At 57.8% G+C, this 12360-nt stretch carries 4 protein-coding genes and 5 tRNA genes; 3 read left to right on the top strand and 6 right to left on the bottom strand.

From position 1 onward, the window contains the following. Positions 1-44 precede the first annotated feature (44 nt). Complete coding sequence (locus ACNFIC_RS13935; RefSeq protein ID WP_416781230.1) at positions 45-1898, bottom strand: hypothetical protein; 1854 nt, start codon at positions 1896-1898, stop codon at positions 45-47. A gap of 355 nt (positions 1899-2253) precedes the next feature. On the opposite strand from ACNFIC_RS13935, the gene ACNFIC_RS13930 reads away from it, so the two are divergent. The 3 genes from ACNFIC_RS13930 to ACNFIC_RS13920 all read left to right on the top strand — a co-directional run bounded on the left by ACNFIC_RS13930 (position 2254) and on the right by ACNFIC_RS13920 (position 11256). Further along, positions 2254-7344 (top strand): RHS repeat domain-containing protein, encoded by a 5091-nt coding sequence (locus ACNFIC_RS13930; protein WP_416781229.1) that lies wholly within the window; start codon positions 2254-2256, stop codon positions 7342-7344. Positions 7345-7600: 256 nt separating this feature from the next. Then, entirely contained in the window at positions 7601-10174 is a 2574-nt protein-coding gene (locus ACNFIC_RS13925; RefSeq protein ID WP_416781228.1) for a fimbria/pilus outer membrane usher protein, read from the top strand. Continuing rightward, complete coding sequence (locus tag ACNFIC_RS13920; protein WP_416781227.1) at positions 10174-11256, top strand: fimbrial protein; 1083 nt, start codon at positions 10174-10176, stop codon at positions 11254-11256. Before ACNFIC_RS13925 ends, ACNFIC_RS13920 begins: the two co-directional genes overlap by 1 nt. 162 nt (positions 11257-11418) lie before the next feature. Here ACNFIC_RS13920 and ACNFIC_RS13915 read toward each other — a convergent pair. From ACNFIC_RS13915 to ACNFIC_RS13895, 5 genes are all read right to left on the bottom strand, one after another. Next, positions 11419-11494 (bottom strand) — tRNA-Gly (locus ACNFIC_RS13915). 82 nt (positions 11495-11576) lie between these two features. Then, positions 11577-11652 (bottom strand) — tRNA-Gly (locus ACNFIC_RS13910). 4 nt (positions 11653-11656) lie between these two features. After that, positions 11657-11732: transfer RNA gene (locus ACNFIC_RS13905), tRNA-Glu, on the bottom strand. Between the two features lie 92 nt (positions 11733-11824). Beyond that, positions 11825-11900, bottom strand: a tRNA-Gly gene (locus ACNFIC_RS13900). Positions 11901-11902: 2 nt separating this feature from the next. Further along, a tRNA-Glu gene (locus ACNFIC_RS13895) sits at positions 11903-11978 on the bottom strand. Positions 11979-12360: the final 382 nt, after the last annotated feature.

The raw sequence follows: 12360 nt of genomic DNA, 5'->3' as shown, positions 1-12360 counted from the left end.
TGCCCCCTTGGGCCCTGCACGAGCTAATAAGCATCACTGCAAAACTACGGATTGAGCAGCGACGACTGCGACCGGAATTTAAGATAAAACTCGCCCCCGTTAAAACTTACCCGAGCATACAAGGTAAAGTTTTCCCCTATTTTCAATTGCCGGAGCGCCGACTTCGGCAGCATTTCATTTACACCGCTGCGGGCCTCAGCTGCTGTCACCGCTTTTTTATCTCGTACGGTGTACTCCACCGGCTCGCCCACAGAGTTCACACCTTCCATGACTATCGACAGCAGTTGCCCTGGCACAATGAACGGCCAAGTACCCATGAATAACCTCACCCCCTCTTCAGGTAAACTACTGAACCTGACCGGACCATCCGGTAAATCGACGGTAGACAGCGTTGAATTATTCAATGGCTTGATGCGTAACTTGTAAGGCATTGAGTCGAAGTAGGTGGTTTCATCCCTCGACAGCCTGTAAAACACGTTGAAGCGCCACGCGGTGTCCACCGGGGTACGCCCCATATTGGCCGGTACGTGTTCGGGCGGTATCAGGAAGCGCAACGGCTTATCCGGCGAAGCCGGTGCTTTGGCCACGTACTCGCCAAGCGGCGCAGCACCAGACCAATGCACGTGCACTGTCTCACCCGGCAACGCGTTACCGGCAGGCACATTGATATAAACCCCCGAGGTCGATTGATCAGCCAGGATATGGCCGCCGTCCGGCATACCATCCGCCGAAGCGCCTTCAACCACGGGGACTTGCAGGTAACGTGCACTTTTCACATCAACCGACAGCGTTTCCGAGCGAAGCCCCGCCCCTTCGCGACTGTACAAGTAAGACAGACTCACTTGGGTGCCCTGACTGATCGCCAGGATGTCCGAGCTGACCCGAAATGCGATTGAATCGGCGGCGCGCGTACTGGGATCCACGCGCGCCGATGGCATGTATTGCACGCCCCCGGGGATGGACCACAGCAGTGTGAGGTAGTCTGAATCTGCAATGCCTGGGTAGTCAGGCAACTTGATCAGTACCCCATTGGGGAATTTCTGTGGGTCAAGCGGGTCGCCTTCGTTGTGTCCATCGATGGCGGGTTTGCCAAGATAGACCGGCAAACCACCATCTGAATCGACTTCCAACCGTTGCATCGGCGAGTTCAGGCGCCCACCCACTGCGAACTCGATCTCGTAGTACGCCAGTACATAGCCTGGATCGATCCAGTCAAAGTAATTTTTGGGCACCGTTTCGCTGATGGCATCCTGCTCGAAATGTTTTTTCTCGACGGTCACTGACTTTTTCCAAATGCCGTCCCGTGTGCCATCCGGCTCGTAACACTCTACCGTCAAAATCACTTTGTCCCCCTCCTGCATGGCCTGATAGGGGGGCACCATTACCCTCATCCCGCCGCTGGGTAACCGGCTGGGTTGAATGATCAAGCCATGGGAATTAACCACTTGCAGTACAGACGGTGTTTCGACCTGTCCTCGGGGCCTTACGCCGATATAGCAAAAAGCGCGAAACGAATTGGCCTCAGGCTTGGGGCCATCCGCCACACGGGTATAGGAATAAAAAGCCTCCCCACCCGCAGCCTCCACAATCGATTTATTGGCGATTTTAACTTCGAGCCCATGCAGCATATGTTCATCGTCAATGACATAATCTGCTACGTAATCATACGCTTCACCCGTGAGACTGCGCCCCAGCCAGCGCACCCTTACCAGATCGTTGACGACCATGCCGGAATATTTGATCAGGGTTTTCAATTCCTCATCACCAAGTACATCCAGATCGATTTCACCGAATGCTGTCAAACCCTCAATGGTGGGCGCCTCCAAAGCCTCATCTTCATCTCGCCACTCATTCATATCGTAAATTCCAAAAAATTGGCGAGCGCCGGCAGGGTGCATGAAGAACCAGGCCTACCCGTCCAGTAGATAAATCAACAGAACAGAAACAGTGCGATGCCATTGCCTGTTCCCGAATTCAGTTGCTTGCCAGAACATTTTTAGTACACCCCACCCGCGCCCACAACTAGTAAAAATAACAGGCCCACGGCACAGCGCCCGAGATGCTGGAAGCGCGTACACCTAGTAGTTTTATCAGGTGCACGTACTTGGCTTTTTTCTTAGCCTTCACGGTAGACAACTCGTCTTGGAGGCCCGCTGACACTGGGGCGCCTTACCTCCGACAACCGCCCCCCAATACAGCACCCCGCGCTGAACGCAGATGCTTCAACGCACACATCACACAGGAACCCGCATCATGGCAACCACATCGAATGCGTTCAATTTCTCAAGTTTCATGCAGAGCAGTGTCGATCCCCGCACGGGTCTGTACACCCTGTCCATTGCGCTTCCAAGTTTGAATGCCAACGAACTTTGCGGCCCAGACCTGCCCTTGCAATTGAATTTCAACCCAATGAGCAATGATAACAACGGGTTCGGCATCGGTTGGAGCCTGAAGCTCAGCAGCTTCAACATCACCACCGGCATGCTCTCACTGCACACTGGGGAATCGTTCAAAGTCGCAGACAATGGGCCTGACTACCCCGCCGTCATCGAAGAAAAAAAACTGGACAGTTTTCATTTCAGCAATATCAGCAAAGGCGACAAGAAACGCATTCGTATTGCACATAAAGGCGGCCTGTGCGAAATACTTGAGCCGCAAAAGAATGACACGACTACCGCCGTGCCCGTCCGGGTCATGGGGGCCTCCGGCCACGGCGTCAACCTCGCCTACGACACGACCAAGAGCAAGGCACGCCTGCAATCCATCGTCGATGACACGGGCCGTTTACTGCTCGACGTAAAGTACCCCACCGAGCTCCGTGCGGAGTTCACGGTCAACCCAACCTCGCGCAGCCCCGCCAAGTACATACTGAACCTGGATAACAATGAGCTCAGACAAATTATTCTGCCCACGTCAAGTGATGAATACTGGAAGCTACATTACAAAATATACAATCAACTGCCCTTCCTGATCAGCGTTGAAAACCCTGACAAAGGCATGGAGACGATCAGTTACCATGAAGGTGTCGCGGGCCATAGATACCCAGGCACCGATCGCTACTTACCTTCGGTCCATGAACACTGGGTCAAGCCTGATGTACGCGACAGCAGCACTCATATACTCACGAAATACACGTACTCCAGTAATAACTTCCTGGGCAACGGCACAGGTCTGGTCTACGGAAATGAGGACGGCACCGATCAACTCTACCGATTTACAGGCCATACGTTTACATACAGCTCCACCGCTGAGCATTACCGAGAGGGGGCCTGCTACCGAACGGTGGACAGCACGTTCAATCGCTTTCATTTAATGAAGTCACAAGTCACCACAGACAATGGCTGCATCGAGACCATTACAACGGACTATCACGAAACAGCAAACGTATCTTTCAAAGATCAACCGGAATATTTTCAACTCCCGCATATCGTGAAAAAAGCCTGGACGAAAGTGGGCGACCCTACGGTGGGCGACCACGAGCAAACCGAAACGACCTACGACAAGCATGGCAACTTGTTGACCGAGCTTAAAAGCGACGGCACGTACATGGCGCGTACGTACTACCCTGGCCAGGATGACCCAGAAGGCTTTGAACGCAATCTCAAATCCGTCGTCATCCGCCCTGCCGCCCCGTCCAGCCCAGGCGAACCGCTGGCCCAGACGCTAAGCAGCGAATACACCTATTGCAGCCTCCCGCCACTGCCACAAGCCGACCTCGACCTGAACATGCCGCAATGGCTGTCGCTGGGGAAGGAGGACACGTTCGAAGGCGAGGGCGCAGAACGCCTGTTACTGAACAGCAAAACGCGCCTCTACCTGAACAAGACCGATACCCCGTTCCTGCACGGTCGGGTTGATCGACAAGTGCTGCAGATCAACAATTTCACTAGCGCCAGCGCCTGGAAGTACGAGAAGGTCAAGGACGACAATGATCAACTCACCTGGAGCCGCAGCACCGAAACGTTCACTGACCACACCCATACACTAGAAAAAAAAACCGCTACCACCTATTCCCTGGATAACGGCCTGGTAGTGCTGGAGCATGATGCCAATGGTGTATTCACGCGCTATGAACATGATGTGCTGGGCCGCGTCACCTCAGAAATCGCCAGCCCTGGCACGCCATTCTCCACGTCACGCACCACCGCTTATACGTTGCTAGACGAGGGTGGACGTAAACGTTCTAGCGAGGAGACAACCGACAGCAAGGGGGTGATCACCCGCACCGTGTTCGATGGCAGCCGCCGCCCAATCCGGCAAGAGCGTGAAGCCAAGGATGCGTTAACCGGAAAGGTTGTAAAGCGCACGATCGCCGAGCTGAAATATGATTCGGCCGGCCGACTGGCGAGTGAAACCGGCTATGACTACCTAGCGGCCATGGACGACGCGCAAACGCCACGTGTACTCAAGCTGCAGTCGCATTACACCTACGACGGCTGGGGCCGACTGTGTGAAACAGTGCGCCCCGATGGCATCAAGGAATGTATCGAAGCGTCGCCACTAGAGCCGGGTGGCCAACGGATCACCCACTGGATCGAGAGCCCGAACGAGCCTGGGCGCAGGCTGCAGCAAACCGTCAGCAAGCTTAACCGCTTCAACAAGCCGGTGTATGAGTACCGCCTGCTGAAAGAGCCGATCGATGCCTCCCAAGGCGGCACACAACACGTTGCACGCGAGGCTGGCCGCACTGACTTTACCTACGACGGACTAGGCCGCTGCCTAAGCACAACGGAGACGATCCAGACCCCCGCAAGCAATGGCCAGACCCTACAGTTCACCAATAGGTTCACCTACGACGCCCTTGGACGCATGACTAGCAATCAGCGACCAGATGACACTATCTTGCTCCGCTCGTTCGCCCCGCACAGCATGGGCGAGCTGGTCACGGCACTGCATTTGAAAGAAAGCGGCGACAGCCCTGCACGGATGCTCTATCAGCGCAAATTCGATGGGCTTGGCCGCGTTGAACGCGTGACCGTGGGTACTCGGGTTGAGGAATACACCTACCAAGGTATGACTCAACTGATCAATACGCGCACGGTTTCTGGCCTGGAGGCGACAGGCAAGGGCACGCGCCGGCGAGTCATCGGTTATGAGTACAAGCCCGAGCTGACCGAACAGCCCAGCAAACTTGTCGCAAGGCTGGAAGACGGGGACGACCCCCTACGTCGAGAGGATCAACAGGCTGCGGATTTCGACTATGACGTGAAAAGCGCAGAAATTACCCACGCCAACAATGCGCTGGGCAAGCGCCGTTATGTCTACACCGACCAGGGCGACCTGTGCGAAGAGCACCTGACCGATACGGACGGCACGCCTTACAGCATCACTTACCAGCAGTCCTGGCAAGGCCTGCCCACCCAGCGCAAGCATAGCGATGGTTTGGCCCGTACTTATGATTACGATGAGCAAGGCCGACTCATTAAGGTGATTCAGGGCAACCTCACCTCGACGATGACCTATAACGAAGACACCGGTTTGCTGGAGACCACCGAAACCCGCGACACGACCAATCCCGCCCCTGAACAACAACCCTTCACGCTGTGTACTCAGGAGTACGACACCCTCGGCCGCGAAACCAGCCGCACCTTGAGTGTCAACGGCCAGGTACGCAAGCTGGCGCTCGTGTGGCTGGACAACGACATGCTGCACTCGCGCACCCTTTTGCAAGGCGAACAAAAATTGCGTGAGGAAACATTCGAATACGACCTTCTCGGCCGCCTGACCCGATACGATTGCCCCGTCGAAACCGCCGCAGGTCGACAGATCACGACCCAACTGTTCGGGTTTGACGCTGTAGGCAATATTCAGCGTTGCCGCACCACGTTCAATGACGGCGCCCGGGACGATGCGAAGTTTACCTACTTCGCTCACGACGGGTTCCGCCTGGAAAAGGTCACGCATACCCTGCCACCTGAAGGTTGCCCGGCAGAACAGACGTTCAGTTACGACGAACTGGGCAACATGCTCAACGATGAATGTGGCAACGCGCTTTACTACGATAGCCTTGGCCGCCTGCATCAGGTGCAAGATGCCAATGGTAAGGTCACAGCGCAGTATGGCTATGACGGGCATGACCAGTTGCTTTACTCCGGCACTGATACGCACAAGGTACAACGGCGCTACCTGGCGCATAGCCTGGACGGCATCCTGGAAGATGGTGTGCTCACCGAATACCTGCATGCAGGTGGCCAACCACGGGCGCAGCAGCACGCCGAAACCGCCACGCTGCTACTCACCGACCATGCCGGTAGCGTGAACACCGAGCACGATGTACATGGCACGCGGTATGCCCACTACGCGCCTTATGGTGAACAACGGCTCGAAGACGCGAACCTGCGCATGCGCAGCCTGCTGGCCTTCAACGGCGAAGCCCGTGAACATGCCTTTGGCTGGTACCTGCTGGGTAGTGGCTATCGGGCCTACAATCCGAGCTTGATGCGCTTCCACAGCCCCGACTCGTTACCGCCTGAAGAAGCCGGCATCAACCCCTACGTCTATGCCCTGGGCAACCCGGTTTACTGGCACGATCCGACCGGCCACCGCGGTGAACCCGTGGCGCGTGGCCGCCAGGCACCGCTGGCACGCTTGGATACGGAGGAAAAGCCCAAAGTACCCTGGTACGCCTGGCTTGGCGTCGCCGCTTCCGCCGCCATTTTCGTTGCATCGGTAATCGCGATGCCATGGTCGGCACCGGCCAGCATCGGTATCACCACCAGCTATATCGTTGGTGTGGTCGGTGTGGCGGCCAACGGTGTCGCTGTGGGCCTGCAGGCGGCAGCGACAGCAATCATGTACAGCGATCCGGAAACATCGAACATGCTGCAGAACTTGGTCGTTCCGTTCTCGATTATCGGTATGTTTGCGGGCGGATACGGAGCGGCGGCTACGAAAGCGTCGCTAGGGGCTGCAAAATCCGCAGCGGCGGGGGCAAAAGCAGCGCCTGCAATGGCCAACGCGGGAGGCAAGACGATAGTGCAGAACATCTACTCGGAATCGACGAACACCACGACTGTTAATCAAGTCAAGATAGTTACTCGGCGCCCTCGTGCGAGCTTACGCTCAAGTACCTTCGAACAACCTGCCCCATCGACAAGTTCGGGCGCAACTCAATCTTCGAGTAGCTCCGTTTCTGCCGGTACTCAAATGAGCGCCTCCAACACCGCCGCGCGAGGAACTCAGGCCATGCAGTCAGGCAGCAACACCACGACGCTTATCAAGCACCCAACCGGTGCACCGACCAAGCCAGGCTTCAATCTCGATCTGACACTACTGGGCGAACAAAACCATTTCACATTGCAAAAGCTTGACAACGGTAGTTTTGTTACTGCCCCTCCCAAGTAGTTAAACGCCTGACGTCTCGCTGCTTCTGGCAGCGAGACGCTTCTTCTGGCAACACGACAACCGCCAGAACTATGATTTATTCCAGCGAGTTTAAGGCCTTTTCCTACATCCCCAGTTTTATCCGCATTTTAATCTGCGCCTGCCTTTTCAGCGTGACCCAACGGCAATAGCTGCCATCACGCCCCCACCCTTCGCTTCAGGCGCCCACCACGAGCCTTCCTGTGCATCGTCCGTCGGCGCCGTCCAGGACACGCTCATGCTCCAGCTCGAACGGCGCAGGCTATTGCCGTTGCGCCCGCGCCTCACCCCGCTGCCGCCACTGCTTGGCAGTTGCCTGGCGCTGGCCTTTGCGCCCACTGCTCTGGCCAAGCAAACCGAGATTGCCTTCGAACCCGGCTTCATGCGCCAGGCCGCCGGCCAGGCCAGCGAAGCCGGATCATTGGCCCTGCAACACCTTGCCGCGCAGGCGCATCTGCCGCCGGGGCGCTACCGGGTGCGGCTCACACTCAACCTCAGCCCCCTGCCCGAACAGGACATCGACTTCATCGAAGGCCAGAACGGCCAAGGCCTGCAACCCTGCCTGACCAGCACGCTGCTGCGCACACTGGCGCTGCGCGAACAGGCCCTGGAAACACCACTGCCTGACGACGACAGCTGCGTTAACCTGGCGCAACTGATCCCTCACGCCAGTGCCGACTTCAACGCCACGCAGTTGCACCTGTCACTGTCGATTCCGCAGCGTGCCCTGCGCCAGGATCGTTCGGGCAGCGTGCCCGAAGCGCGCTGGAGCAACGGTATCAATGCCGCCTTCATCAGTTACCAGGCCACAGCCCAAAGCAGCAGCCAGCGTGGCGGCGGCAACCGCAGCAGCCAGGACTTGTACCTCAACAGCGGTATCAACCTGGGCGCTTGGCGCCTGCGCAGCAAGCAGGCCTTGCGCGAGGAAGTCGATGGAGCACGTCGCTGGACCCGCAGCGACACCTACGCACAGCGCGACCTACCAGGCCTGCAGGCCAACCTCACCCTGGGCGAAACCTTCACCAACAGCGACATGTTCCGCAGCGTACGCTTTCTCGGCGCGCAGGTGGCCTCCGACACGGACATGCTGCCCGATGCGATGCAGCATTACGCACCGGTGATCCGCGGCGTGGCGCAGAGCCGTGCCAAAGTCGAAATCCTGCACAATGGCTACCCGATCTACTCCAGCTATGTGGCCCCAGGCCCCTACGCCATCGATGACCTCAGCGTGGGCTCCGGCCATGGTGAGCTGGAAGTGGTCATCACAGAAGCCGATGGCCAGATCCGCCGTTTCAATCAACCTTATTCGAGCATGGCCAGCTTGCTGCGCGAAGGCGTATGGCGCTATAGCGCCACCGTAGGCCGCTACGACGGCGCCGAACAGCTTGACGACCCGTTGTTCTGGCAAGCCACACTGGCGCGGGGCGGCGCCTGGGATACCACGGTCTACGGCGGCCTGCTTGCTAGTGAATACTACAATGCCGGCGTGCTGGGCCTGGCCCGCGACATTGGCCAACTGGGCGCGCTGTCATTCGACGTCACCCGCTCATCCAGCGATCTGGGCAACCCCCTGGGTGAAACTGAGGGCCACAGTTTCGCCTTGCGCTATGGCAAGAGCTTCCACACCCGCACCAACCTGCGCTTTGCCGGCTACCGCTACTCGACGCAGGGCTACCGCGACTTTGACGAAGCCGTGCAGCAACGCAGCAACGCTAGCAACTACCTGGGCAACCGACGCAGCCGCCTGGAAGCATCGGTGTACCAGAACGTGGGCCAAAGCAGCGCGCTGAACCTGACGTTTTCCCAGGATACCTACTGGCAAACCCGCCATCAGCGCCGCCAGTACCAGCTGCAATACACCACCCGCGTCGGCAAGGTGGCGGTCAACCTGTTTGCGTCCCAGGCGCTGGACTCGAAAAACCAGGACAGCCGTATGTTCGGCCTGAGTTTCAGCGTACCACTGGACTTCAACCGTCAGCAGCAAGCCAGCTTCGACCTGCGCAACGACAACGGCCAAACCAGTGAACGCGCCAGCCTGAGCGGCGGCCTGGCGGACAACCGGTTCACCTACAGCACCTCGCTGGCCAACGATGGTCAGGGGCGCAGCAGCGGTGGACTGTCCGTCAACTATCAAGGCAGTCAAGCCACTGTTGGCATGGGCTACAACCAAGGCAACGACTACCGCAGCCTATCGGTGAATGCCAGCGGTGCCGTCATGCTGCATGGCGACGGTGTGGCGTTCGGCACCCACCTGGGGGAAACCATGGCCTTGGTGCATGTACCGAACGTGGCAGGCGTCAGTGTGCAAAACACGCCCTCGGCGCGAACCAATGCACAGGGCTATGCACTGGTGCCCTACCTGCGCCCCTATCGTCTGAATGCACTGGTCTTGCAAACCGACGATCTGTCGCCGGAAGTGCTGATTGGCAATGCCAGCCAACAGGTGGTTCCACGCCGCGGCGCGGTAGTCAAGGCCAGCTACAAGGCCGAGCACGTCGCGCGCCTGGTGCTGACACTGCTGCAGGCCAATGACCAACCCGTGCCCTTTGGCGCTCAGGTGCTCGGGGGTGACGGCCAGAGCCTGGGGATAGTCGGCCAGGCCGGCCAGGCCCTGGTGTCCACCCATACCCCTGGTCCGCAGGCGATACGGGTACTGTGGGGCGAGGCCGGTGACAACGCCTGCTCACTGAATATCGACCCGCAAGCACTCGCACAAGAGGGTGGTTACCGCCTGCAAACCCTGCAATGCCAACCACACGTGGCTAGCGGCCAGCCCCCTCAGTCCGCGAACAATACCCAGGAACTGCCTTGATGAACGCGCTTACATTCAATCTCCATCGGCGCTTGCGGTTTACCGCCTGCTGCCTGGCCCTGGGCCTTTGCTCTGGCAACGCTTACGCAAGCTGTACGTTCCAGAACGCCGCCAGGTACATGACCTTCGAGCTTGACATGGGAACATTCTGGGTGCCCCGTGATACTGTGGTCGGCACCGTGATCGGTACCGGCTCGATCACCAAAAGAAGCAACGAAGGCGCGAGGATTTCGTGCTTGCCGGACACCACCAGCCCACCTCGGGCAATCCTGCCCAACACCGCCCCGATCTTCCCTGGCACGCTGCCCCCCTTGGGCGGCAAGGACATCAATGGGCACGTCATGGAAACCAACATACCAGGGGTTGGGATATACATTGAGCTTGGCTCACCTTTTGACGGTGTAGCCGGCAACTCATTCATTCCCGACCCCGGTACCCGCCCAGTCATTCCTTACGCAGGCACCCTGCGAGACCAACCTTTCAACGTAGAAGTGTGGCTCATGACGGGGCAGGCCTGGCTCATCAAGACCGGGTCGATCGCCCCCGGCCCTCAACGCGTCAACGGCGAGATGTTTCATGGGTTCATGCATAATCTGGGCAAGGTCATGGAGTACCGCATGAGCGCCACGGTAAATCAGGCACAGTGCTCCCTGAAATCCGATGCGGTCAGCGCCGACCCCGTGCAATTGGGCAACCACAAGCTGTCGGACTTCAAAGGGGTAGGTACCACTACCACGCCCGTTCCGTTCCACATCACGCTCAGTGACTGTGAAGACGCCAGCGCCCCAAACCCCACCCCAACGAATGTCTACATCGAACTGGATGGCGCCAACGGTTCGGTGCCGACCGTTCCGGGCGAAGGACGCTTCAGCCTGGGGAGCGCTTCGAATGCTCGCGGGGTTGAAATTCAGCTACTGCGCAGCGACGGAACCTTCATGCCACTGCAATCCGATGAATGGGTCAAACCCTTGAGTATCGGGATCACCCAGCTGGACTTCCAAGCGCGCTACTACCAAAGCCAATCGGTGGTGACGCCGGGATCAGCTGAGGAAGGGCTGACCTTTACCGTGAGCTACAAATAGCGCACAGAAAAGACCGCATGGCTTAGGCCCTGCGGTCCGAGCAATGCACCTGCATTTCGTGGTGGGTGGTGAACTCACAAAACTGGGCCAAAATGAAAAAAGACGCCTAAGCGTCTTTTTTCAAAAACTTACAGATCGCGATGGGCTCTGTAAATCTATAAATGGAGCGGGAAACGAGACTCGAACTCGCGACCCCGACCTTGGCAAGGTCGTGCTCTACCAACTGAGCTATTCCCGCAAAGTGAAGCTTTACCGCATTTGGCGTGAAACGCTTGAAGCCTTTCACCACCTACACACCGCCACGGCGCTGTGCTTTGAACTGGAGCGGGAAACGAGACTCGAACTCGCGACCCCGACCTTGGCAAGGTCGTGCTCTACCAACTGAGCTATTCCCGCAATATGGCGTCCCCTAGGGGACTCGAACCCCTGTTACCGCCGTGAAAGGGCGGTGTCCTAGGCCACTAGACGAAGGGGACTAAGCCGACGCTTTTCAGCGTACCAGGTGATGAACCTCACGATTCAGCCTGGATTTTCTTTTCCTGCCCTGCCGAAGCAGTGCAGGAGAAACTGGAGCGGGAAACGAGACTCGAACTCGCGACCCCGACCTTGGCAAGGTCGTGCTCTACCAACTGAGCTATTCCCGCATTGGCGTCCCCTAGGGGACTCGAACCCCTGTTACCGCCGTGAAAGGGCGGTGTCCTAGGCCACTAGACGAAGGGGACACACTACAACATTCACTCCCTGAAGCGTTTGGCTGTGTGCTTTACGCTGCAAGTGGCGCGCATTCTATGGATGCCTCGACAACCCGTCAAGCCCTTTATCAAAATTTATTTAAATCAATGACTTCCCGTTTTCCTGGGCGCTTGCATCGGGTGTGCCCAGGGTTTGACGTTGCTATTTTGACGCCAGGTCGGCAAGCTCATGGCAAATCGCTATGATCTTGAGTAATCCTGGCGTTAGCCGATAGCAAGGGACAACGATCGTTCGCGGTTGAACCCGCTGCCGCCAGGTTCGGTTCGCACACTTGGCACATCTGCCGGGCTGCACTGTTCGCCATCGGACGAACTCACTACACTCACGTATAGATGCAACACTTCTTCTTGA

Source organism: Pseudomonas sp. NY15463 (assembly GCF_048068415.1).
Lineage (GTDB): Bacteria > Pseudomonadota > Gammaproteobacteria > Pseudomonadales > Pseudomonadaceae > Aquipseudomonas > Aquipseudomonas mosselii_C.
This window is presented reverse-complemented; position numbering and strand designations above follow the sequence as displayed.

Excerpts from the sequence above, each read along its gene's own strand:
- ACNFIC_RS13920 (WP_416781227.1), top strand. The coding sequence starts at position 10,174 with ATGAACGCGCTTACATTCAATCTCCATCGGCGCTTGCGGTTTACCGCC.
- ACNFIC_RS13930 (WP_416781229.1), top strand. The coding sequence starts at position 2,254 with ATGGCAACCACATCGAATGCGTTCAATTTCTCAAGTTTCATGCAGAGC.
- ACNFIC_RS13925 (WP_416781228.1), top strand. The coding sequence starts at position 7,601 with ATGCTCCAGCTCGAACGGCGCAGGCTATTGCCGTTGCGCCCGCGCCTC.
- ACNFIC_RS13935 (WP_416781230.1), bottom strand. The coding sequence starts at position 1,898 with ATGCACCCTGCCGGCGCTCGCCAATTTTTTGGAATTTACGATATGAAT.